Source organism: Kitasatospora sp. NPDC058048 (assembly GCF_042885555.1).
Taxonomy (GTDB): domain Bacteria; phylum Actinomycetota; class Actinomycetes; order Streptomycetales; family Streptomycetaceae; genus Kitasatospora; species Kitasatospora lactacystinica.
The window spans coordinates 81,641-104,039 of the sequence record NZ_JBHVRT010000029.1; the positions used below are offsets into that span (position 1 = coordinate 81,641).

Below are 22,399 nucleotides of genomic sequence, written 5' to 3' on the forward strand. Positions count from 1 at the left end.
GGCCCGGGTGGCGGCCCCGGGAGGCCCGGGCGACGATGGGCCGAACGAAGCCGACCGACGACGGGCCAACGAAGCCGACCGACGACGGGCCGAACGAAGCCGACCGGCGATCATCCACCGACCCGGACGCCCCGGCCCCGGGAAGAGGCTCCCCATGAACGCCGACCCCCCGCGCAGCAGCGTGCACCCGCCCCGGCCCGGCGCCACCGCCGTGGGCGCCCGGGCCGCCACCCGGCGCTGGCGGGCGCTCACCGTCTGCCTGGTCGCCGGCTTCATGACCCTGCTGGACGTCAGCATCGTCAACGTCGCCCTGCCGACGGTACGGGCCGGGCTGCACATGTCCGACAGCGGCCTGCAGTGGGTGCTCAGCGGCTACGCGCTGGCCTTCGGCCTGGTGCTGGTGCCCGCCGGGCGGCTCGGCGACGCGCGCAGCCGACGGGCCGTCTTCCTCGCCGGGCTGGCGCTGTTCACCGTGGCCAGCGCGCTCGCCGGGGCGGCGCAGAGCCAGGAGTGGCTGGTGCTGGCCCGGCTGTTCCAGGGCGCGGCCGGCGGGGTGCTGGTGCCGCAGGTGTCCGGCTTCATCCAGGTGCTGTTCCAGGGCGCCGAGCGCGGCCGGGCCTTCGGCGCGCTCGGCGCCACCATCGGGCTGTCCACCGCGGTGGGGCCGCTGCTCGGCGGGCTGCTGATCCACCTGGTCGGCCCGCAGGACGGCTGGCGCTGGGTGTTCCTGGTCAACCTGCCGATCGGCGTCGCCCTGCTGCCGATCGCCCGCCGGCTGCTCCCGGCGCCCCCGCCCGCCGACCAGCGGGCCGGGCACCGGGACTTCGACCCGGTAGGCGTGCTGCTGCTCGGCGCCGGGACGGTCGCGCTGCTGCTGCCGTTCGTCCAGGCGCAGCAGTGGCACGGCTCGGCCCGCTGGCTGCTGCTGCCGCTGGCGGCGGTGCTGCTCGCGGCCTTCGCCGGCTGGGAACTGCACTACGGGCGGCGGCGCGAACCGCTGGTGAGCATGGCGCTGTTCGCGGTGCGGCCGTACGCGGCGGGCACGCTGCTGTCGCTGGTGTACTTCGCCGGGTTCACCGCGATCTTCTTCATTTTCACGCTCTACCTCCAGGCGGGCCTGCACTACTCGGCGCTGACGGCGGGCCTGGCGATCACGCCGTTCGCGGTCGGCTCGGGGGTGTCCGCGGCGGTGGGCGGGCGCCTGGTGAGCCGGCTGGGGCGGCGGCTGGTGGTGGCCGGACTGGTGCTGGTGCTGGCCGGGCTGCTGGCCTCGGCGCTGGCGGTGCAGCTGTGGTCGGGGCCCCGGGTGGGCTGGACGACGGCGCTGCCGCTGCTGGTCGCCGGGGTGGGCAGCGGGCTGGTGATCGCCCCGAACCAGACGCTGACCCTCCAGCAGGTGCCGGTGGCCCGGGCGGGCAGCGCGGGCGGGGTGATGCAGACCGCGCAGCGGGTCGGCTCGGCGGTGGGCATCGCCGTCGTCGGCTCGGTGTTCTTCGCCCACGCGGCCGGCCCCCGCCCGGACTGGGCGCTGGCCTTCCAGCTGGGCGTGACGGTGGCGGCCGGGCTGGTGCTGACGGCGCTGCTGGTGGCGGTCGCCGACATGGCCTCGGGCCGGGGCGGCTTCCGGGCTGCCGGGCCGCGAGTGGGGAACGGGCCGTGACGGGCGCCCGGAGGGACTTCCTGGCCGCCGCCGGTACGGCCGAGGAGCTCCTGCGCCGCCCGGAGGTGGCCGGGGCCTGGCAGCGGCCGAGCGCGCTGGCGCGGTGGAGCGTCGGCGGGCTCGCCGGGCACCTGGCCTACCAGGTCCTCTGCCTGCCGGAGCTGCTGGCCGCCGCCGTGCCGGCCGAGCCGGTGGTCGGCCTGCTGGAGCACTACGCCCGCTCGGCCTGGGTCGGTGCCGCGCTCGACGCGGACGTCAACGTGCGGATCCGGCAGGGCAGCGAGGCCTTCGCGGCCGACGGTCCGGCCGCGCTGCACCGTCGGCTGGCCGCCGTGCTGCCGGAGCTCGCGGGCACGCTCGCGGCGGCGGACGGCACCCGGCCGGTCCGGCTGCCGTTCTGGGGTCCGTGGTCGCTCACCCTGGACGACCTGCTGGCCACCCGGACGATGGAACTGGCCGTCCACGGCGACGACCTGGCGGTCAGCGTCGGAGTACCGGGCCCCGAACTCCCGCCGGAGGCCTTCGAGTCCGTCGTCGTCCTGCTGACCCGGCTGGCCGCCCGGCGGCACGGCCGGGCGGCGGTGCTGCGGGCGCTCAGCCGGGCCGAGCGGGCGCGGGGGAGCATCGCGGCGTTCTGAGCGCCCCCGCCCGGGGCCTTCCGGTGCGGGGCTCTTCGCTGCGCGCCTCTCCGCGGAGGGGCGCTTCGCTGCGGGCCTTCCGCTCGGGGTGCCCTTCCGGCCGTCAGTGGTCCCGGCGGTGGACCGCGGCCGCGGCGACCGCCACCGAGGCCAGCGACCACACGGCGAAGGTGACCCAGGCGCCCGTGACGGTGGCCGGGTACTCGGACGGGCGCATTCCCGCCAGGGTGGTCCGGGCCAGCCGCTGCCAGGCGGGCATCGGCAGGGCGTGCAGCAGGTCGGCGCTCCAACGGTAGCGCTCGGTGACCAGCGAGGGGAGGAAGAACAGCACCACGACGGTGCCCACCACGGCGCCCGCGCTGTGCCGGATCAGGGTGCCGAGGCCGAGCCCGACCAGGGCGCAGACCGGGCCGAACAGCACCGCCGCCGTGACGTACCGCAGCGCGGCCGGGTCGGTGACGGACTGTCCGAAGCCGGTCCCGGCGAGGATCGCCTGACTCCCGCCGAAGGAGACGCCGACGGTGAGCACCCCGTAGCCGAACAGCACGGCGGCCAGCACGCAGGCCTTGGCGAGGATCACCGCCCGGCGGTCGGGCACGGCCGCCAGGGTGGTGCGGATCAGCCCGGTCGCGTACTCGCCCGCGATGACGATCGCCCCGAGGCCGCCCGCGACCAGCAGCAGGATGTCGGCGGAGGCGAGGTTGAAGGCGTCGTTCAGCGCGGTCTGCGCCATGACCGCCGGATCGCCCTCGCCCGGCGTCCAGTGGTCGCGGGTGTACACCGCGGACTTGAGGTTGGCGGCGATGCTCGCCAGGGCGCCGAGGCCGAGTACCCAGGGGATCGAGCGCAGTGACCAGAGCTTGATCCACTCGGCGGCCAGCAGGTCGCCGAAGCGGGCGCGCGGCTCGGTGGCGGTGCGGCCGGGCTCGGTGGCGGTGCCGGTGGGCTCGGCGGCGGTGCGGGTGGGCAGGGTGCTCATCGGGGCTCTCCGGCGAGGTATTCGACGCTGTCGGCGGTCAGGTCCATGAACGCCTCCTCCAGGGAGGCGCCCCGGGTGGTCAGGGCTTGCAGCAACAGGCGTTGTTCCAGGGCGAGTTCACCGATCCGGGTGGCGTCCAGGCCGGTCACCGCGAGGGTGCCGTCCGGGCCGGGCCGCACGGCCGCGCCCGCCGCCGTCAACACGGCCGCCAGCCGGTCGGGTTCGGCGGACCGGACGGTGACGGCGGCCCGGCCGGTCCGGGCGGCGAACCCGGTGAGGCTCTCGTCGGCGAGCAGCCGGCCGCGTCCGATCACCACCAGGTGGTCGGCGGTGTGCTCCATCTCGGCCATCATGTGGCTGGAGACGAAGACCGTGCGGCCCTCGTCCGCGAGCCGCCGGAACAGCCCGCGCACCCAGAGCACGCCCTCCGGGTCCAGCCCGTTCAGCGGCTCGTCGAACAGCAGCACCGGCGGGTCGCCGAGCAGCGCGCCGGCGATGCCCAGACGCTGCTTCATGCCCAGCGAGTAGCCGCCGATCCGCCGCCCGGCCGCCGCGGCGAGCCCGACCTCCTCCAGCACCTGCTCGACCCGCGCGGCCGGGATCGCGTTGGCGCGGGCCAGCGCCCGCAGGTGGGCCCGGCCGGTGCGCCCGCCGTGCGCGTCGCCCGCGTCGAGCAGCGCACCGGCGTGCCGCAGGCCGCGCGGCCTGCCGCGGAACGGGCGGCCGTCGACGGTGACGGTGCCGGAGCTGGGGTCGCCCAGGCCGAGGACCAGTCGCAGGGTGGTGGACTTCCCGGCGCCGTTGGGGCCGAGGAAGCCGGTGACCAGGCCCGGCCGGACGGTGAAGGAGAGGCGGTCGACGGCGGTGCGGACGTGCCGGCCGCGGCCGTAGCGCTTCGTCAGTTCGGTAACTTCGATCATGGGGTCCACGGTGCCCGGGGGAACCGGCCGGGCGCATCGGACCGGCGTCGACACCGCAGGTCACCCGCGGTCGTACAACCAGGGCTGGATGACGGCGGGCGGCGGCCGTCGCTACGATCTCGAACCATGTCCACGACCCCCTCCCCGCCGCTGTTCCGGCGCGTCCCGCCCGAGGTCTGGGTCGCTCTCGCCTGGTGCGCGGCCGCCGGCTACCCCGCCGTACGGCTCGGCGGCGCCGCCGCGCAGCACCCCGGCGCCGCCGCGCACGGCGGCTGGGCGTTCACCCTGGCCGACACGCTGCTCGCCTTCACGGGCGCGGCGCTGGTGCGGCGGCTGCCGGTGCTCTCGGTCGCCCTGCTGCTGGTCGCCGCGTTCACCGAGACCGACGGCTGGGCCGGCGGCGCCCAGGTGCCGCCCGGTGCGCTGCTGGCCGTGGACACCGCGCTCTGCCTGATCACCGCCGACCGGCCCCGGCGCAGCTCCCGGGCCGCGTTCGCGCTGGTCATGGTCTTCCTGGTGCTGCACATCGGCCTGGTGCGCGGCAGCACGGTGGGCATCTTCACCGGCACCCACATCGGCTCGGCCGACGGCGCCGCGCTGCTCGCGCTGGTCGCCTGGCTGGTCGGCCGTTCGGTGCGGCAGAACCGGGAGCACGCCGAGGCGCTCAGCGCCCGGGCGGCCGAGGAGGCGGTCACCGCCGAACGGCTGCGGATCGCCCGCGAGATGCACGACACCGTCGCGCACAGCCTCGGCATCGTCGCCCTCCAGGCCGGGGCGGCCCGCCGGGTGATCGACCGTCGGCCGGAGCGGGCCGCGCAGGCGCTGGGCGAGATCGAGGCCGCCGGGCGGGAGACCCTGGCCGCGCTGCGCCGGATGCTGGTCGCGCTGCGCCGGGCCGACGGCGAGGCCTCGGCGACGCTGTCGCAGGGCCTGGCTGACCTCGACCGGCTGGCCGGGGCGACCACGGCGGCGGGGGTGCGGGTGGAGGTCCGGCGGCACGGCGAGCCGGGGCCGCTGCCGCCGGAGGTCGACCTGGCGGCCTTCCGGATCGTCCAGGAATCGGTCACCAACGTGGTGCGGCACGCGGACGTGGGCGCCTGCGTGGTGACGGTGGACCACCGAACGGCGGGGGAGCTGTCCGTCGAGGTCACCGACCGGGGGCGGGGCCGGGGCCGGGCACCCGGGGCCGGGTTCGGGCTGGCCGGGCTGCGGGAGCGGGCCGTCCTGCTGCGCGGGGAGTTCGAGGCCGGGCCGCTGCCCGGCGGCGGCTTCCGGGTGGCGGCCCGGCTGCCGGTGCCGGTGCCGGTGCCGGTCTCCGGGCCGGTCCCGGTCGAGGGGGCGGGCGCGTGATCCGGGTGGTGCTGGTGGACGACCAGCCGTTGGTGCGCGCCGCGCTGGAGATGGTGATCGCGGAGACGGACGACGTCGAGGTGGTGGGTGAGGCGGGTACCGGGGCGGAGGCCGTCCGGCTGGCCGCCGAACTGCGGCCGGACGTCGTGGTGATGGACATCCGGATGCCGGGCATGGACGGCATCGAGGCCACCCGGCTGGTGACCGCCGACGGCGGACCGACCCGGGTGGTGGTGCTCACCACCTTCGACGAGGACGAGCACGTGTACGCGGCGCTGCACGCGGGGGCGTCCGGCTTCCTGGTTAAGGACATGGCGCTGGACGACATCCTCGGCGCGGTGCGGGTGGTCGCCGCCGGGGACGCGCTGATCGCGCCGGGCGTCACCCGGCGGCTGATCGGGGCGTTCGTCGCCGGCCGCCCGCAGTGGCCCGGGGGCGGTGGGCACGCCCCTGCCGCCGCCGCTGCGGTGGCGGCCGAGCGGCGGCTGGCGGCGATCACCGGGCGCGAGCGGGAGATCCTCACCCTGGTCGGCCGGGGTCTGTCCAACACCGAGATCGCCGCCGAACTGGTGCTCAGCATCGCGACCGTCAAGACCTACATGACACGGCTGCTGGCCAAGCTCGACGCCCGGGACCGGGTGCAGCTGGTCATCCTGGCCTACGAGGCGGGCCTGGTCTCCGTGTCCGCCTGAACGGGCCTGCTGGAACGGGCCTGCCTTTGACGGGCTTGCTGGAACGGGCCCGGCCGGCCGGGCCCGTCGCAGAAACGATTCAGCACTCGATCACGAGGAGTCGGAGCTCAGCGCTTGACCGCCACGCCCGCGTACATCGCGATGTCCCGGTCGCGGACGGGCGGGGCGTCGGCGTCCGGCCGCCAGTGGTGCACCAGCGTGACGCCCGGGTCGAGCAGCTCGTAGCCCTCGAAGAACGCCTCGGCCTCGGCCTTGTCGCGGATCTGGAGCGGGATGCCGCGCGCGTTGTACTCGCGGCCGACGCCACCCACGCCCACCGGGTCGGTGTCACCCGTGAAGACCGTCAGGGCGAGGAAGCTGCCGGGGGCCAGGGCGTCCATGAAGCGGCGCACGATGCCCTGCGGGTCGTCCTCGTCCAGCACGAAGTGGACGATCGCGATCAGCGACAGCGCCACCGGCTGCGAGAAGTCGAGCACCTCGCGCAGCCGGGGGTTGTTGATGATCGACTCCGGGTCGCGGAAGTCGGCGTCCACGTAACAGGTGCGGCCCTCGGGCGTGCTGTCCATCAGGGCCCGTGCGTGGGTCAGCACGATCGGGTCGTTGTCCACGTACCCGACCCGGGCCCCGGGCGCGATCGCCTGGGCGATCTCGTGCAGGTTCGGCGAGGTCGGGATGCCGGTGCCGATGTCGAGGAACTGCCGCACGCCGTACTGCTCGGCGAGTCGGCGCACCGAGCGCTGCATGAAGTCGCGGGTGGTGCGCATCGAGATCGGCAGCGACGGCCAGGCCTGCACCGAGGCGTGCGCCGCGACCCGGTCCGCCTCGAAGTTGGTCTTGCCGCCGATGAGGTAGTCGTAGACCCGGGCGGAGTGCGGAACGTCCATCCGCAGGTCCACCGATGGGTAATCCTCGTGCGGACCGCGCTCCGCCCGGATCTCGTTCGCCATGCTCGTTCTCCCGCTGCTGGGCGTCCGTCAGTGACCGCCGAGGTGGCGGCCCATGGTGCGCATGGTAACGGTCGACCGGTGCGGCGGAATGACGGGCCCTCAGGCCCGCGCCACCGGGTGCCTCAGGCCCGTGCCTCCAGGTGCCTCAGGCCCGCGCCTCCGGGTGCTTCGGGTCGAGCGCTTCGGCGCCCGGCTGACGGGGGACGGCGGCGGACCCGGCGTCGCCCCGGCCGTGCGCCGCCAGTTCGAGTGCGGCGCCTATCCACGCGATGCCGAAGGCCCATGTCGCCAGCCACTCGCACAGGTACAGCGGCCGCACCGACCAGCCCGAGCCGAGGCCCGTCACCCCGGCCAGGACGGAGAGCGCCAGGGCGACCAGGATCACCACCCCGGCCACCAGGTAGGCCGTGCTCACCCGGGCCGGCTGGGTGGAGCGGGGATTGCGGAAGGAGTGGAGGCAGAACAGTGCCAGCATGACGAACAGCAGGCCGGCGAAGACCAGGTGGAACACTCCGACGGTGCGCTGGACGCCGGAGGCGCCCGCCGGGGCCGTCGGGCACAGCGCGACCCCGACCGCGAAGAACCCGGCGGCCGTGCTCCAGCGGTCGTCCCGGCGGTCGAAGCGGTAGCAGATCAGGAACACCCCGAGGGCGCACAGTCCGCCGACGAAGAGGTTCCGGGTGTCGGTGTAGTAGGCGGCGCTCATCGAGCCCGGCCAGAAGTCGTCGGTGCCGCGCCCCGTCACCTCGGCGGCCAGCCAGTTGCCGAACGGTAGGGCCGGCGGCAGCAGGACGCCGATCAGGCCGATGCCGAGGCGAAGGATCGCGATGGTTCGAACGTCCTGGATGCTCCGCCGGACACCGGGGGAGTTCTGCGTGCGCGAGTCGTGCGTCACGGACGCCTCCTTGCCTTTCCACGGGCTCCACGGCCCGCTGTTCCTCCGGTCGCGGGGGACGGGGTGGGGCGGCGTCGGACGGGCGCCGCCACACACCTGAGCGACCGTCACCTTGTGTACCCGCATCGGCGTTCGAAGCACCACCGATTTGAGCGGTTTACGCCCTCAATGACCGTCCGGAGAACCTCGGGTCACCATTCACCACGGCCGCGACGGCTCCACCGGTTCAACTCCTTCGTGGAGAGCCGGGAAGGCGGCTGCCACCAGCCCAATCGTCACTGACCGAGCGGGAATTGATTTATGCGATTCCCTTCCGATCGGCGATCGGATCTGACAACATCGTCCGCTGTCCGGTCGCCGGAGCCCCGCGCACCGGTGACCCGTGCGCCGCCGTGCGCCGTGTCCACCCCGGCCGATCGGCGGCCGCCGTCCCGCTGCGCCTCGTGGAGGAACCGTGACCACCAAGGCCGACCCCGCCGGGACCGCCCTCCGCCCGGCCCGCTGGGTCCGTACCCGGCTGCGCGCCAGCCCCTCGGCGGCCCTGCTGACGGCCGCCCTAGCCTTCGTCACCGTCCTGCTGGCCGTGGCCGTCCCCCGCGTCACGGACCGGAACGCGGACGCGGCGCTGCGGGACTTCGTGCGCCAGAAGGGCATCCACGCGACCAGCCTGCACTACGCCTCCAAGGCCCGCCCGACCGACACCGCCGCCGCCCTCGACGCCGTCGACCGGGACATCGTGGCGCGCGTCGGTGCGACGGTGGCGCTGGCACCGGACCGCCTGGCCCACGGCACCAGGACCGAGACCAACCCGGTGTACAACCCGGGCTACCACCGGGTGAGCCAGGACATCCCGCCCAGGATCCTGCTGATCCGGCTGCAGGGCCTCGCCGACCGGGTCACTCTGACCGAGGGCAGCTGGCCCGGCCCCGCCGCGGCCGGCGACCCGGTGCCGACGGTGGTGAGCCGGGCGGCCGCCGAGGCGATCGGCATCAAGGTCGGAGACGTCCTCGACAACGGCAGCAGCGGCCCCGACCGCCGGCGGACCACCGTGGTGACCGGCATCTACCGGCAGAACGACCCGTCGGACCCGTTCTGGGTCGGCATCGGCTGCCCGAACCGCCCCTGCCTGGGGCTCGACCCGGAGCACGGCAACTGGCAGGAGCTCACCGGCTTCGTCGACGACGGCAGCGTGGGCGCGCTGACCGCCTGGAGCCCGTCCGTCCAGAACTTCTGGCGGGTCTCCGTCGACCCCGCCCCGCTGCGCGCCGACCGGCTGGAACGGACCCGCGCCGCCGTCGCGCCCCTCCTGGCCGGGCCGGAGGCCGACGCCCTGGTCACCGCGACCGGGCGCGCCGACCTGCGGGTCGTCTCGACGCTGCCCGTGGTCCTCACCTGGGCGGCCGAGCGCTACCGGGCCGCGATGGCGCTGGGCGCGGTCGGCCCGGCCGGCGTCGCGGGCGTCGCTGCCGTGGTGCTCTGCCTGGCCGCCGCGCTCGGCACCGACCGGCGGGCCGCCGAACTGCGGCTGCTCCGGGCCCGTGGCTGCTCGCGCGGCGGGGTGCTGCTGCGGCTGCTCGGCGAGAGCGCGGTGACGGTCCTGCCCGCCGCAGCACTCGGAGCGGTGCTCGCCCTGGTGCTGCTGCCCACCCCCCGGTGGGGCTTCGCGGTGGCGGCCGGCCTGGTCGCCACGCTGTTCGCCCTGCTCGCCTTCCCGGTGCGCGCCGCCCTGCTCCGGACGCACGCCCGGCGGACCGGGCCGTGGCGCCGGCTGATCGGCGAAGGCGCGCTGCTGGCCGTCACCGCGGTGGCGGTGGCCGAGGTCCGCCGGCGCGGCGTCGGCCACCCCGACCGGGGAGCGGATCCGCTGCTGGTGGCCGCACCGCTGCTGCTCGCCGTCGCCGGCGGGCTGCTGCTGGCACGGATCGAGCCCGTGGTGATCGGCCGACTGGCCGCCCTGGCCCGCCGGGGCCGCGGCCTGATCGGCTTCCTCGGCCTCTCCCGGGCCTCCCGCGACCACTCCGGCCGGCGCCGGCCCTCCGCGCTGCCGCTGCTCGCCCTGCTGATCGCCGTCACCGCGACCGGCTTCGGCGCCACCCTGCTCGACGCGGTGGACCGCGGCAGGCTGAGCGCCGCGCGCCTCGCGACCGGCGGCGACGTCGCCGTCTCCGTCCCGGGCTACGCGACCCTGCCGGAACCGTTCCTCAAGGCCGCGGGCGACCTTCCGCAGGTCCGGGGCGCGACGGCGGTCCGGGTGGACCCCCGGGCGCTGTTCGTCGGCGCCGACGCGAACAACTACACCAAGGTGACCCTGGTGGTCGCCGAGCCGACCGCGTACGCCGAGATCGCCCGCACCCTCGGGGCCGGCGAGTTCGACCCGGCGAAGCTCGCCGGCACCCCCGGCGGCCCGGACACCCCGGTGCCCGCGCTGTTCAGCCGCGACCTGGCCGCGCGACTGGGCGCCGGCGCGCCGACGGTGCACCTGTCCACCGCGAGCGAGCTGCGCACCACCGTCGCCGGGATCGTCACCGCGACCCCGGCGCTGCCGGAGCCGGCCCTGCCCTTCGTCGTGGTGCCCAGCGGTCCGGCGGTGGAACGCCTGCCGGAGCTCGGCCGGTGGACCGGGTGGCTGGCCGTGGGCGACGGCCTCGACCCCGGGCGGATCAGGTCGCTCCTCCTGGAACGCGGCCTGGTCGAGGCGACCGGCCTCGCCAAGCTCATCTCGGAGAACGCCGCGGCGGACGGCAAGGGCGACCACGGGCTGCCGCCCGCCTACGCGGTGGGCAGCAGCCGCGAGTACGCCGCGCAGCTCGCCGACGACCCGCTGCAGCAGGCCGCCGGGCGGCTGTTCTGGTACGCGGCGCCCGCCAGTGCCGGATTCGCCGTCCTCGCGGTCCTGCTGACGCTGCTGCGCGCCGCGCCCGACCGGACGGCGGTGCTCGCCCGGCTGCGCACCATGGGCCTGCGGCCCCGTCAGGGGCTGGCGCTGATCGTCGCCGAGGCACTGCCGCGGACGTTGGCGGCGGCCGTCGGCGGTGCGGTGGTCGCGGCGGTGGCCGCCGTCCTGCTCGGGCCGGCCTTCGACCTCTCCACCCTGATCGGCGCCAGGGCCGGCGACGGCCTGGGCCCGGCGGTGCTGCCGGTGCTGCTGCCCACGGCGGGACTGGCGCTCGTGGCCTGCCTCGGGGTGGTGCTGGAGACGCTGGTCGCGGGACGGCGGCAGATCGCCACCGAACTGCGCGCGGGGGAGTCCTGACGGCGGTGCGAGCGGTGCGAGCCGTGCAAGCGGTGCGAGCCGTGCAGGCCGTGCGAGCGGTGCGAGCAGTGGAAGCGGTGGGGCGGTCCGGCCGTGGTGGCCGAACCGCCCCTTCGCCTCCGCCGAACCGGTTCAGCCGGCCGGCTGCCCGGCGCGCGCGATCAGCGCGTTGAGCAGGGCCGCCCCGCGCTCGGCGTCGTCGACGCTGACCGCGAAGTCCGAGCCCTGACGGGTGCGGACCACCAGGCAGACGCCCCCGCGCAGCATCACGGTGGTGCCGAGCCGGTTCATCCGGTAGCCCCAGCCGCCCGCCTGCGCGGCGGTGCGCTGCTCGGCGCGGGCGGATTCGAGCTCGGCGGGGGACCAGTGGCGCACGGGCCGGCCGAACGGGCCGAATCCGACGGTCAGGCCGCCGGCGGTCACCCGCGCCCGCACCGAGGAGCAGGCGAGGCACGCGAGGGAGACGACGGCGAACGGCACCACCAGCGCCCAGTCCAGCTCGGCGACCCCGCTCGCGGCGGCCAGCACTCCCGCCACCGTCACCAGCGCGAACACCGCGGCGGCCAGCTGCAGCCACGGGTTGGCGGCCCGGGAGAGCCAGACGAACCGCTCGCCCGCGGGCATCTCCAGCGGATCCGCCCCGGCCGCCGGGAGCCGCTCGGGCCGGCCGCCGAAGCGGCGGCCGGCCAGCAGGGCCAGCAGCCCGGCGAGGCCGGTGGCCAGCAGGATCAGGACCACCTCGACGCCCATCGGTGCGGCGTCCTGCCAGCGGGCGCGGTCGAGGTTGGCGTGCACGATCGAGGTCTGCGCCCCCGTCAGCAGCACCCCGCCGGCCGCCAGCGTGGCCGCCGCCGCCCCGGGCGACCGGTCGGCCCAGTACCGCCGCACGGCCACCGAGGTGAGCACCAGGACCGCCCAGAACGCGGCCGGGAACAGCGCGGCCGCCGTCAGCGACATCGAGCCGTTCGGCTCCCGCCCGCCCCAGTGGGTGGCCAGCGGGTCCGGCAGCCGGTGGCGCGCCACCAGCGGCAGGGCGATCAGCAGCGCCAGCACGCCGACGGACCAGGCCGTCGCGGCCCAGAGGGCACCGCGAGCCGCCGGTCGCTCCGCCGTGGTCGCTTCCTTCGTTGTGCCGTCGTCCGTCACGACATCCCCCTGATCATGTCCACGAGATCGTTCCTGCTGTAGCCGAACCGGGCCGCGTCCTCGACCAACTGCCGTACGCGGTCCACCAGTTCGGAGCGGGTGTCGGCGCCGGTCGCGATCGTGATGCCGCGGCCCCGGCGGAACTCCAGCACCCCCTCGTCGCGCAGCGTCCGCAGTCCGCGCAGGACGGTGTTGGTGTTCACCCCCAGCGCCCGGGAGAGCTCCCGGGCCGGGGGCAGTTTGTCCCCGGGGGCGCACTCGCCCTCGGCGACGGCCCGTCTGATCGCGCCGGCGACCTGTTCGTGCAGCGGTCGGGTGTCCCCGATGTCCAGCTTCAGCAACATAGTGCTACTGACGATAGCACCATCCATGTCTTGTGCCACCGCCCCGAGGCCACTGCCACTGCCACTGCCACTGCCCTCGGGGCGGTGCTCCCCGCTGCCCCGGCGGCTACCTCCGCTCGTCCTCGATCAGGCCGAACTCCTGCAACAGCTCGCCGACCTCGGTGGCCTCCAGCCGCCGCAGCAGCCGCTTGCGCAGGAACTCCGGCCCGGGCAGGTCGAGTTCGGCGCCGTCGCGGAGCCGGGTGGTGGCGGCGAGCAGCTTGCGCACGTCGTAGGTGGAGTTGAACACCTCGGGCACGCCGCGCTCGACGTCGAGCAGCCGGTAGACGGCCTCCATGCCGGTGCGCACCGAGTACTCGGTGGTGAAGACGCAGTCCCGGGTGGTCTCCGCGAACTGGCCGATGAAGGCGAAGTTGACGGCGCCCTCGGGCACCACGTCCGGCCGGTCGCCCGCGTGCCGGGGCAGGAAGAACGACGTCACGTACGGCATCATCACCGGCACGCAGCGGGCGGCGTTCGCGGCCAGGTCGGGGATCTCGCCGACCGGCACGCCCAGGTGGTACAGCCACTCCTGGGTGATCTCCTCGCCGGTGCACGCCTGCATGGGCTTGCGCACGAAGTCGCCCGGGCGGTCGACGAACAGCGAGTAGACCCAGACCACGATCCGGTCGGCGGGCTGCTGCTTGAAGTGCGGCTGGCGGTTGACCGTCCAGCTCAGCAGCCAGGAGGAGTCCCGGGCGGTCACGATGCCGCCGGTGACCACGCCGCCGCTGAACGGGTCGCGCCTGGCGACCTTCTGGATGTAGTGCGGGATGCGCGGGTCCAGGGTGGTGACGGTCGCCGACTCCCACTTGCTCTCGGCGATGCTGCCGCAGAACACCTCGGGGCGGCCGAAGGCCGGGTCCTTGGCGGCGATCCGGCGCCACAGGTCCCAGGCCGGGGCCGGGCCCTCGTCCAGCCGGGCCGGGGTGTACTGGTCGCCGTCGTCGGAGTTCTCGGTGAGCGAGCCGATGGTGGTGAACACCAGGTCGTCCGGGCCGAGGTCCACCCCGCCCTCCCGGCCGGCCTCCCGCCAGTGGATCCGGGTGGCCTGCTTGCGGCCGGGGGCGTCCCGGGTGGCGGGGGAGATGTCGAAGTCGATGTCGGTGACCTCGACCTCGTACCGGAACCGGACGCCCTGGTCCATCAGCCAGTGGGTCAGCGGCAGGACCATCGACTCGTACTGGTTGTACTTGGTGAACTTCAGCGCGGACAGGTCCGGCAGGCCGCCGATGTGGTGGATGAAGCGGTGCAGGTAGAGCTTCATCTCCAGGGCACCGTGCCACTCCTCGAAGGCGAACATGGTCCGCCAGTACAGCCAGAAGTTGCTGTCCAGGAAGTGCCGGGAGAAGACCTCGTCGATCCGCTTGCCCTCCAGCTCCTCGCGGGTCGCGAGGAAGACCCGGACCAGGTCCTTCTGGGCCTTGTCGTCGAGTGCGAACAGGCCGTCGGTGCGGGCGTCCTGGCCGCGGCGCTCGGTGACCCGCTGGAGGGAGAGGTTCGGGTCGTCCTTGTTGAGCCAGTAGAACTCGTCCAGCACGGACGCGCCCTCGATCTCCAGCGAGGGCACCGAGCGGAAGAGGTCCCACAGGCACTCCATGTGGTCCTCCAGCTCGCGCCCGCCGCGGACCACGAAGCCCTTCTCGGGCACCTCGATCCCGTCCAGCGCGCCGCCGGCCAGCTTGAGCCGCTCCAGGATCGTGATCCGCTCGCCGGGTACCTGCCCGTCCCGGACCAGGAAGGCCGCCCCGGCCAGCGCCGCGAGCCCCGACCCCACGAACCACGCCCGCTTGCGCTCGGCCCCCTCGGGCTTCCTCGGCCGGGCGAACGCCTCGTAGTTGCCGCTGCTGTAGTACAAGACCGTGCTCCCTGGAACGTTCGGCATCGAACCGCCCGTCGGGCATGCCGCATCCCGGCGGGCCGTCTCCATCCACCCATCCGGCGGTGCTCCTCGCCTGTTGAGTAGGCCGAACGGGTGAGGCCCGGACGGCCCGGACGGTCCGGACGCCCGGCGGGCCGCGTATGGAGCGCGTTGGGAACACCGGCCGGAACGTCAGGAAGCCGTCAAGGAGAGCAGGTCAGCCCCTGTAGCGGCGGTTGGGTGGAGGACGACGGCGAACACGACCACACGAGGACGGATCATGCACGGCAACGGGAGTTCGAAGGCCGCCCCCAGGGTGGTGGTCGGGGTCAGCGGGTCGCTGGGAAGCCTGGCCGCCCTGCACCGCGGCGTCGCCGAGGCCCGCGACCGCGGCGCCGTCCTGGTGCCGGTGCTCGCCTGGGAGCCGCCCGGCGGCGAACACGGCTACCGGCGCTCGCCCTGCCCGCCGCTGCTCGCCGCCGTCCGGGAGGCCGCCGAACGGCGGCTGCGGGATGCCCTCGACGAGGCCTTCGGCGGCGCCGACCCCGGCGTGCCGCTGAGCCCGGTCGTGGTCCGCGGCGAGACCGGACCGGCCCTGCTGCACATCGCCGACCGGCCGGACGACCTGCTGGTCCTCGGGCGCAGCGGCGGCCCGCTGCACCGCCGGCTGCGGCGATCGGTGCCCGGCCACTGCGCCCGGCGGGCGGGCTGCCCGGTGCTGACCGTCCCGGTGCCCGAGCTGCTGCACGACCTGGAGGCCCTGCACCGGCGCACCCGGTGGCACCTGCCGGTCGCCACCGAGCGCGAACTCGCCTCGATGCGGCGGTAGTCCGCGGTGCGGATGTACTCGGCCCGGCCCGGCGGGCGGCGCTGCCGCCCGGTGCTCGACCGGTTCCCGGACGGCACCTCCGGCGCCGTCGCGCTGCTCGCCGGCGGCGCTCTGGCGCTCGCCCTCGGCGCCGTCGGTGAACTGCACGCCGGCCCGCTGCCGTACCTCGCCCACCTGGTGCTGTGTGCTCTGGTCGGCCGCCGCTCCCGGCCGGTGGACGCACCGCTGATCGGCCTGGCCGCCTGGCTCTGCCACAACGCCTTTTCCGAACACCGCCACGGCGAACTCGGTTGGGCGGGCCCCGGGCCGGAGGTCGGGCACTACGCGCTGTTCACCGCCGCCGCGCTGCTGGCGGCCCTGCCCGCGGCCCTCCCGCGCCGCACCGTACGGGTGTTCCCGCCGCGCCCCGACGGCCCGCGCTGAGGCGCCGCCCATGGACGGTCCGCCCGTTCGGACGGACCGTTGCGGGGCGCGCGCCTACAGGGTGAGCAGGGTGCGGTGGGCCAGGGTGGTGTCCCGCAGGGGCCTGAGGGCGAGCCGGACCAGGGTCAGGGCATTGTCGTCCCCGGCGATCCGATTGGCGCTCAACTCGCCGCAGGACAGGCACTGGTGGATGATCATCCACTCGCCGTCGGCGCGGACCGACAGGCTCAGCGCGGTCATCCGGCCGCCGCAGTCGGCCGCCCGGTCACCCGGTGTCCGGCCGTCGACATGACGGCTGGCCAGGCAGTTCGGGCAGTGGTTGCGGTGGGCGCTGCCGGGGGCGTCCACCGGGACGTCCAACCGGCAGCCCACGCAGCGGAAGGAGCGCGCCCGGTGGCCGCCCCGTCCGTGCAGGACGTCCTTGTACCGTTGCGGGCGGCGTTCCCGCCGGCCCCGGCCGCCGGTGTTCCTGTGTCGTGGCACGGTTCGGTGCTCCCCTCTTCTCCGCGCGGTTCAGAGGGTGCCGAACGCTTCGAGCGGGAACGGCGGTTGGGCGAGCGGCCGGACGGCCATCCGCATCAGGACGAGCTGGTTGTCGTCCGTGCGGACGGGCGTGGACGTCAGCTCGTCGCAGCGCACGCACCGGTGGACGACCGTCCAGTCACCGGTGCGCAGCACGGCGATGGCGATCGGCGACATCCGGCCCAGGCACTCACTGGGGCCGCCCTCGACGTGGTCGAGGACGTGCCGTGAATGCAGGCAGGACGGGCAGTGGTTGCGCCGCGTGCCGTCGGCGGCACAGGTGGAGACGGTCAGACCGCACCAGGTGCAGGCGAAGGTGGAGGTCTTCAGGACGGGGGGCGTGCTGGAGGTGCTGGACACCCGGGGTGCTCCTTGCTGAGGGGTTCTGCGATGGCAGCAAGAGCAGGCCGAGTGGCCTCGACGGTTCGTCGGGCGGTGGTCGTCAGCCGGCGTGGCGAGGCGCACTCGGCGCGAGGCGGGACATCAAGACACCCTCTCCGGTCGGGCGGTGGCCCGGGTCGATCGGTACGGAACGGCGTCAGCGTAACCACACCGGTCGCACGGGCGCCAACGGATTTCCGTGCCAACGGATTTCCGTGCCACCGACCCTCGCCGCCACGACGGGGATAAGGGCGCGCACGATGTCCGTATGCAGATGACCAACGTGCCGCGGCCGGCGGCCCCCGACGACGCTTCGGCCATCAGCCGATTACTGGCCCTGGCCTTCGCCGACGACCCGGTGATGTGCTGGTTCTTCCCCGACCGGGCCACCCGGCAGGCGGGACTGGGCGGCTACTTCACCACGCTGTTCACCCGGCAGTACGGCCGACACGGCGTGTGCGAGCGGACCGCGGACGCGGCCGCCTTCTGGATGCCGCCGCGGGCGCAGGACAAGGCGGTCCCGGACGAGGAGACGCTCCGGGAGCTGGCGGGGCTCCTCGGCGACCGGGCCGAGCCGTTCCGGCGCTCCGTCGGGGCGGCCGCCGCCAACATGCCGCAGGAGCCCTACTGGTACCTGGCGGTCATCGGCGCCGACCCGGTCGCCCGGGGCCGGGGGCAGGGCGGCGCCCTGCTGCGCTCCGGACTGGCCAAGGCCGACGCGGACGGGCTGCCCGTCTATCTGGAGTCCTCCAAGGAGGAGAACCTGGCGGTCTACGGACACTTCGGCTTCGAGGTGCTGGAGGAGGTCCGGCTGCCGGAGGGCGGGCCGGCGCTCTGGGTGATGCGGCGTGCGGCCCGAGCGTAGTGCCCACCGTCACCGCGGCCCCCGCTCCCGCCCGGGTCCCGGGCCGCGGTCAGTCGTCGACGGGCAGCTCCGTCGGGACGGCGAGCACGTCGACGAGGGCCTCGCCGCGCAGGACGGTCAGCGGCAGCGGGCGGCCGATGGCGTCGGCCAGCATCAGGCGCTGGAGGGCCTGGGCGCTGCCCATCGGCTCGTCGTTGGCGGTGAGCAGCAGGTCGCCCTCGTGCAGCCCGGCGCGGTCGGCGGGCGCGCCGGGCACCACCTCGACGATGCGCAGGCCGGTGGGCTGCCCGGTGCGGTGGCGCAGGGCGGGCGGCAGGGGCGCGGGCACTCCGGCGAGGCCGAGGTAGGCGCGGCGGATCCGGCCGTCGGCGAGCAGGGCGGCGACGATCCGGCGGCTGGTGGCGTCGATCGGGACGGCCAGGCCGAGCCCGTTCCCGGCCACCGCCGTGGTGATGCCGACGACCTCGCCGTTCGCGGTGGCCAGCGCGCCGCCGGAGTTGCCCGGGTTGAGTGCGGCGTCGGTCTGGATCACGTTGTCGATCACCCGCGCGGTGCTGCCGGAGCGGGCCGGGATCGAGCGGCCGAGCGCGCTGACCACGCCCGCCGTGACCGTCCCGGCCAGCCCCAGCGGGTTGCCGACGGCGACGACCAGCTGTCCGACCCGCAGGCCGGTCGCTTCGCCGAGGGCCACCGGCTTCGGGGTCGGCCCGTCGGCGCGCAGCACGGCGAGGTCGGAGAGCGGGTCGGCGCCGATGGTGTGGAACGGGGAGGTGGTGCCGTCGGCGAAGGCGAGCGTCCCGGCGTCGGCGTGGCCGACGACATGGGCGTTGGTGAGCAGGAACCCGTCCTCGGTGAAGACCACGGCCGAGCCCAGCGCCGTGCTGAACCAGCCGCCCCGGCCGCGCCGGGGGACCTGCAGCGCGGCGACCCGCGGGGTCAGCGTGGCGGCCACGGTGGTGACGATCAGGGAGTAGGCGTCCAGCGGGGCCTGGGCCTCGGGGACCGGGCCCGGCCCGGGGAGCGTGTCGGCCATGGTGCTCACCCCTCTCGCGGGCGTGGTTCTCACGATGGCACCAGGTGGCAACAACGCCCGGGCGCCCGGTCTTCCGCGTTCTTGCGCAGGTGCCGTCCTGACGCGTTCTTGACGTGCGGGAAATTCCCAAGAGAAGGAAAAGCGGGAATATAGTTCGAGTAAAGCCGCAGTCGTGGGAGGGGCCGATGGACACGACCATGCTGGAGCCGGACTGGCACGCGCTCGGCGGGCCGGGGGACGGGCCGCTGGGGACGGAGCACCTCCTGGTCGCCGTGGCCGGGGAGACGGGCCCCGCCGGTGCGGCCCTCGCCGCGGCCGGGGCGGGCGCGGACACCCTGCGTGCCCTGGTCCGGGAGCGGAAGGGGCGCTGGACGGCCGACGACGGGCCCGGCGTCGTGCCCGGCGTCGTGCCCGACCGGGAGACGCCCGGCGCCGCCGGGGCGGACGGCCGGCCGCTGAGCGGGGCCGCCGCCAGGGCACTCGCCGTGGCGACGGAGCACGCCCGCCGGGACGGCGAACCCGCCTGCACGGCCGTACACCTGCTGCGCGCCCTGCTCGCCGACGGGCGCGACGGGCACGGCGACGGGCGCGACAGGCACGGCGATGGGAACGGCGCGAACGGCACGAATGGCGACGCGAACGGCGCGAACGGCGCCGGGCCCGGCGACCGGACCCGCGCCGCCGAACTGCTGCGCGCGGCCGGCGTCGCGCCGCAGGCCGTCCTGGACCGCCTCGACGGTGCCGTGCGCCAGGGCGGTGGCCTCGACCCGCTGCTCCACCCCACCCGGGAGACGCTGCTGGCCCGCCGCGGCCACCGCGCCCCGCGCTGGAAGCGCCTGCTGCAGCCGGGCCCGTCCGGCCCGGCGGCCTGGATCCGGCCGGAGGCCGACGCCCAGGCCGAGCGCCTCGGCCGCCGGACGCCCGGCACCGAGCACGTCCTGCTCGCGCTGCTGGCCGTTCACGAAGTGGCCTGCCACGAGCCGGGGTTGGCGGCGGAGGACGGCGCCGGCGAGCTGCTCGCCGGGCTCGGCCTCGACTACGCCCGGGCGCACGCCGCGCTCGACTCCGGTGGGGTGACGCTGCCCGCCGACCCGCGCGCGGTCGAGGCCTATCTGACCGAGATCGCAGGTCAGGGCACTGATCGGCTGCTCCGGGCGTTGCTGGAGGAGGACACCCGGGCCCGGCGTCTGGTCGAAGCCCTGCGCGGCTGAGGCCCCGGCGGGTCGGTGAACCGCGACACGGAGAAGAGAGGAAGGGACACCCGATGCACGTCACCCTCGCCGAGGAGCTGATGCTGCTCTCGCTGGACGACGAGTCCGGCGTGGCGAAGGACGCCCCCACCGCCGCCTGGGCCGCCGCGGGCGGCATCCTGGCCGAGCTGGTGCTGGCCGGGCGGGTCACGATCGAGGACGGCCGGCTCACCGTCGCCGACCGGACCCCGACCGGGGAGCCGCTGGTGGACGGCCGGCTGGCCCGGCTCGACGCGTGGGCCGCCGGCCGCCGCTCCGGCAAGGCCAAGGCGGGCGACTGGCTGACCAAGGACCGGTCCACGGCGGTCGCCGACACGGTCGGGCGGCTGTGCGAGCGCGGCCTGGTGGTCGAGGAGCGGCGCCGGGCGCTGGGCCTCTTCCCGGTCCGCCGCTACCCGGAGGCGGACGGCAGTGTGGAGCGGGAGCTGCGCGGGCGGCTGGCCGCGGTCGTACTGAACGGCGCCGAACCGGATCTGCGCACCGCCGCCCTGGTGGCCCTGCTGCACGGCTCCCGGCTGCACCGGCTGGCCTTCCCCGAGCTGCCCCGCAAGCAGGTCGAGCCGCGCTTCGCCGAGATCGCCGCCGGTGACGGGGCGGCCGAGTCCGTCCGCGAGGCGATCCGGGCCGTGCAAGTCACCATGGCCGCCGTCTCCATCGCGGCCACCGTGGCGGCGACCACCGCCGCCACCGTCTGAGCGCGCCGGGCGGGCTGCCCGCGGAGCCGTGCGCGGCCCGCCCGCCGGTGCGGCCCGCCCGCCCGTGTGCGCCGCCCCGTTCGGACCGTTCAGAGCACCGCGGCGCCGAGGGTGATCGAGCCGAGCACCACCAGCACCCCGAGCGCGAGGAACCCGTACTCCAGCCCGGCCCGCTCCCGCCCGTCCACCAGCACCTGCCGCGGGTCCGCCGGGTCGTAGCGGACCGGGACGAAGCCGCCGTCCGGCAGCGGGTGGCGGGCGGTGGAGGGGACGGGGGAGAAGACCTCGACCACCCGGCCGTCCTCGGTCTCGAACTGGAGCAGCGGCCGCGGTGGCAGCGCGCGGTCCTCCGGTGCCGGTGCGCGTTCGCGCACCAGCGCCCGCACCGGAACGCCGACCCGGCGCAGCCGCCGCAGTTCGCGCAGGCCGACCACCCCGGCGAGGTAGGCGACCACGCCGCCCAGCGCACCGAACACCACCACGGCGAACCCGGCCGTTCCGCCCACCGCCGCCTCCCTGTCCGAGAGTCCCCCAGGGCTCCAGTATCACGCCGCCGGGGCGCTCTTGACGTCCCGGAATGGTCCAGTCCACGCTGAGCGACGGCATGTTCCTGCCACCACCGGGCCGCCCGCCGCCCGCCGCCCCGCCCGGCCCCGACCACCGCAAGGAGCACCGTCCGTGACCAAGCGCCCCGCCGCCCTCGCCGCGCTCACCGTCCTCACCCTCGGCTGCGCCGCCCCCGCGGCCGTGGCCGCCCACCCGGCCGCCCCCGAGGCCGTCGCGGCCGTCGTCAAGGTCACCACCGCCAAGCAGCTCCAGAGCGCGCTCGCCGCCGCCGTGCCCGGCCGGACCATCCAGCTCGCCGACGGCACCTACTCCGGCAACTTCAAGGCCACCGCCCCCGGCACCGCCGCCGCCCCGGTCACCCTCACCGGCTCGGCGAAGGCCGTCCTCACCACCCCCACCGGCGGCGGCTACGGCCTCCACCTCGACGGCGCGAGCTACTGGACCGTCCAGGGGCTGACCGTCACCGGCGCCCAGAAGGGCATCATGGCCGACTCCGCGGACCACGTGGTCCTCGACGACGTGACGGTCCACCACACCACCATGGAGGGCGTGCACTTCCGCAACTCCAGCGCCTACGGCACGCTGCGCAACTCGCGCATCCACGACACCGGCCTCGGCCGGGACGGCATGGGCGAGGGCGTCTACGTCGGCACCGCCAACACCCTGACCGACCGCAGCGACCACGTGCGGATCACCGGCAACACCTTCGGCCCGAACATCGGGGGCGAGAACGTCGACCTCAAGGAGGGCACCACCGGCGGCCTGGTCTCCGGCAACACCTTCGACGGCGACGGCCTCACCGGGCGCAACTCCGACGACTCCTGGGTCGACGTCAAGGGCAACGACTACGTCATCGAGAACAACACCGGCCGGCGCACCACCGACGACGGCTACCAGACCCACAGCCTCCGGCCGGGCTGGGGCTGCGGCACCGTCTTCCGGGGCAACCGCTCCGACCTCACCGGCGCCACCGGCCCGGACCGGTACGCGATCGACGTGACCGACTACGACGCGGCGACGTGCAAGGTCACGATCGGCGCGGGCAACACCGTCACCGGCGGCCGGGGCCTGGTCAACCCCGGCGTCCCGGTGGGGTGACCGCCGGCCGGT

At 75.4% G+C, this 22,399-nt stretch carries 22 protein-coding genes; 11 read left to right on the forward strand and 11 right to left on the reverse strand.

All coding sequences use genetic code 11. From position 1 onward, the window contains the following. Positions 1–154 precede the first annotated feature (154 nt). Entirely contained in the window at positions 155–1,660 is a 1,506-nt protein-coding gene (locus ACFVVA_RS27660; protein ID WP_387693528.1) for an MFS transporter, read from the forward strand. Beyond that, a complete protein-coding gene (locus ACFVVA_RS27665) occupies positions 1,657–2,298 on the forward strand; it encodes a maleylpyruvate isomerase N-terminal domain-containing protein (RefSeq protein WP_387693529.1) in 642 nt (213 codons plus the stop codon). Before ACFVVA_RS27660 ends, ACFVVA_RS27665 begins: the two co-directional genes overlap by 4 nt. A 103-nt stretch (positions 2,299–2,401) precedes the next feature. On the opposite strand, the gene ACFVVA_RS27670 is transcribed toward ACFVVA_RS27665, so the two are convergent. Together ACFVVA_RS27670 and ACFVVA_RS27675 are read right to left on the reverse strand one after the other, a co-directional pair. Next, entirely contained in the window at positions 2,402–3,277 is an 876-nt protein-coding gene (locus tag ACFVVA_RS27670) for an ABC transporter permease subunit (protein ID WP_387693530.1), read from the reverse strand. Next, positions 3,274–4,197: an ATP-binding cassette domain-containing protein gene (locus tag ACFVVA_RS27675; RefSeq protein WP_387693531.1), complete on the reverse strand. Its 924-nt coding sequence runs from the start codon at positions 4,195–4,197 to the stop codon at positions 3,274–3,276. The genes ACFVVA_RS27670 and ACFVVA_RS27675 overlap by 4 nt, the downstream gene beginning before the upstream one ends. Positions 4,198–4,323: 126 nt before the next feature. On the opposite strand from ACFVVA_RS27675, the gene ACFVVA_RS27680 reads away from it, so the two are divergent. After that, positions 4,324–5,547, forward strand: a complete 1,224-nt coding sequence (locus ACFVVA_RS27680; RefSeq protein ID WP_387693532.1) for a sensor histidine kinase — start codon at positions 4,324–4,326, stop codon at positions 5,545–5,547. 50 nt (positions 5,548–5,597) lie between these two features. Beyond that, positions 5,598–6,239 carry a response regulator gene (locus tag ACFVVA_RS27685; RefSeq protein WP_387693571.1) on the forward strand — a complete coding sequence of 214 codons (642 nt, stop codon included), beginning with the start codon at positions 5,598–5,600 and terminating at the stop codon, positions 6,237–6,239. 107 nt (positions 6,240–6,346) lie between these two features. On the opposite strand, the gene ACFVVA_RS27690 is transcribed toward ACFVVA_RS27685, so the two are convergent. After that, positions 6,347–7,186 carry an SAM-dependent methyltransferase gene (locus ACFVVA_RS27690; protein WP_387693533.1) on the reverse strand — a complete coding sequence of 280 codons (840 nt, stop codon included), beginning with the start codon at positions 7,184–7,186 and terminating at the stop codon, positions 6,347–6,349. 145 nt (positions 7,187–7,331) lie between these two features. Continuing rightward, positions 7,332–8,081, reverse strand: coding sequence for a hypothetical protein (locus ACFVVA_RS27695; protein WP_387693534.1), 750 nt, complete (start codon positions 8,079–8,081; stop codon positions 7,332–7,334). 454 nt (positions 8,082–8,535) lie between these two features. Here ACFVVA_RS27695 and ACFVVA_RS27700 point away from each other — a divergent pair, with 454 nt between their 5' ends. Beyond that, a complete protein-coding gene (locus tag ACFVVA_RS27700; RefSeq protein WP_387693536.1) occupies positions 8,536–11,334 on the forward strand; it encodes a hypothetical protein in 2,799 nt (932 codons plus the stop codon). Between the two features lie 132 nt (positions 11,335–11,466). Here the strand turns inward: ACFVVA_RS27700 and ACFVVA_RS27705 are convergent, their stop codons facing one another. The 3 genes from ACFVVA_RS27705 to ACFVVA_RS27715 form a co-directional block, all read right to left on the reverse strand. Next, positions 11,467–12,480 (reverse strand): DUF1648 domain-containing protein, encoded by a 1,014-nt coding sequence (locus ACFVVA_RS27705; protein WP_387693537.1) that lies wholly within the window; start codon positions 12,478–12,480, stop codon positions 11,467–11,469. Further along, complete coding sequence (locus ACFVVA_RS27710) at positions 12,477–12,824, reverse strand: GntR family transcriptional regulator (protein WP_359900298.1); 348 nt, start codon at positions 12,822–12,824, stop codon at positions 12,477–12,479. Before ACFVVA_RS27710 ends, ACFVVA_RS27705 begins: the two co-directional genes overlap by 4 nt. A gap of 106 nt (positions 12,825–12,930) precedes the next feature. Continuing rightward, positions 12,931–14,721, reverse strand: a complete 1,791-nt coding sequence (locus ACFVVA_RS27715) for an oleate hydratase (RefSeq protein ID WP_387693538.1) — start codon at positions 14,719–14,721, stop codon at positions 12,931–12,933. A gap of 283 nt (positions 14,722–15,004) precedes the next feature. Here ACFVVA_RS27715 and ACFVVA_RS27720 point away from each other — a divergent pair, with 283 nt between their 5' ends. Both ACFVVA_RS27720 and ACFVVA_RS27725 read left to right on the forward strand, forming a co-directional pair. Beyond that, a complete protein-coding gene (locus ACFVVA_RS27720) occupies positions 15,005–15,553 on the forward strand; it encodes a universal stress protein (RefSeq protein WP_387693539.1) in 549 nt (182 codons plus the stop codon). Between the two features lie 6 nt (positions 15,554–15,559). Further along, positions 15,560–15,976, forward strand: coding sequence for a hypothetical protein (locus tag ACFVVA_RS27725; RefSeq protein ID WP_387693540.1), 417 nt, complete (start codon positions 15,560–15,562; stop codon positions 15,974–15,976). Positions 15,977–16,030: 54 nt separating this feature from the next. Here ACFVVA_RS27725 and ACFVVA_RS27730 read toward each other — a convergent pair whose 3' ends face one another. After that, a complete protein-coding gene (locus tag ACFVVA_RS27730) occupies positions 16,031–16,459 on the reverse strand; it encodes an RNHCP domain-containing protein (RefSeq protein ID WP_387693541.1) in 429 nt (142 codons plus the stop codon). Positions 16,460–16,489: 30 nt separating this feature from the next. Further along, complete coding sequence (locus ACFVVA_RS27735; protein WP_380549823.1) at positions 16,490–16,858, reverse strand: RNHCP domain-containing protein; 369 nt, start codon at positions 16,856–16,858, stop codon at positions 16,490–16,492. A gap of 289 nt (positions 16,859–17,147) precedes the next feature. On the opposite strand from ACFVVA_RS27735, the gene ACFVVA_RS27740 reads away from it, so the two are divergent. Further along, positions 17,148–17,744, forward strand: coding sequence for a GNAT family N-acetyltransferase (locus ACFVVA_RS27740; protein WP_387693542.1), 597 nt, complete (start codon positions 17,148–17,150; stop codon positions 17,742–17,744). A 49-nt stretch (positions 17,745–17,793) separates the two neighbouring features. On the opposite strand, the gene ACFVVA_RS27745 is transcribed toward ACFVVA_RS27740, so the two are convergent. Then, positions 17,794–18,777: a S1C family serine protease gene (locus ACFVVA_RS27745; protein ID WP_387693543.1), complete on the reverse strand. Its 984-nt coding sequence runs from the start codon at positions 18,775–18,777 to the stop codon at positions 17,794–17,796. 185 nt (positions 18,778–18,962) lie between these two features. On the opposite strand from ACFVVA_RS27745, the gene ACFVVA_RS27750 reads away from it, so the two are divergent. Together ACFVVA_RS27750 and ACFVVA_RS27755 are read left to right on the forward strand one after the other, a co-directional pair. Beyond that, entirely contained in the window at positions 18,963–19,988 is a 1,026-nt protein-coding gene (locus ACFVVA_RS27750) for a Clp protease N-terminal domain-containing protein (protein ID WP_387693544.1), read from the forward strand. 53 nt (positions 19,989–20,041) lie between these two features. Further along, positions 20,042–20,722 (forward strand): GPP34 family phosphoprotein, encoded by a 681-nt coding sequence (locus tag ACFVVA_RS27755; RefSeq protein WP_387693545.1) that lies wholly within the window; start codon positions 20,042–20,044, stop codon positions 20,720–20,722. 89 nt (positions 20,723–20,811) lie between these two features. Here the strand turns inward: ACFVVA_RS27755 and ACFVVA_RS27760 are convergent, their stop codons facing one another. After that, positions 20,812–21,228 carry a DUF3592 domain-containing protein gene (locus ACFVVA_RS27760; protein WP_387693546.1) on the reverse strand — a complete coding sequence of 139 codons (417 nt, stop codon included), beginning with the start codon at positions 21,226–21,228 and terminating at the stop codon, positions 20,812–20,814. Between the two features lie 172 nt (positions 21,229–21,400). On the opposite strand from ACFVVA_RS27760, the gene ACFVVA_RS27765 reads away from it, so the two are divergent. Beyond that, complete coding sequence (locus ACFVVA_RS27765) at positions 21,401–22,387, forward strand: right-handed parallel beta-helix repeat-containing protein (protein WP_387693547.1); 987 nt, start codon at positions 21,401–21,403, stop codon at positions 22,385–22,387. The last annotated feature ends 12 nt before the right edge of the window (positions 22,388–22,399 follow it).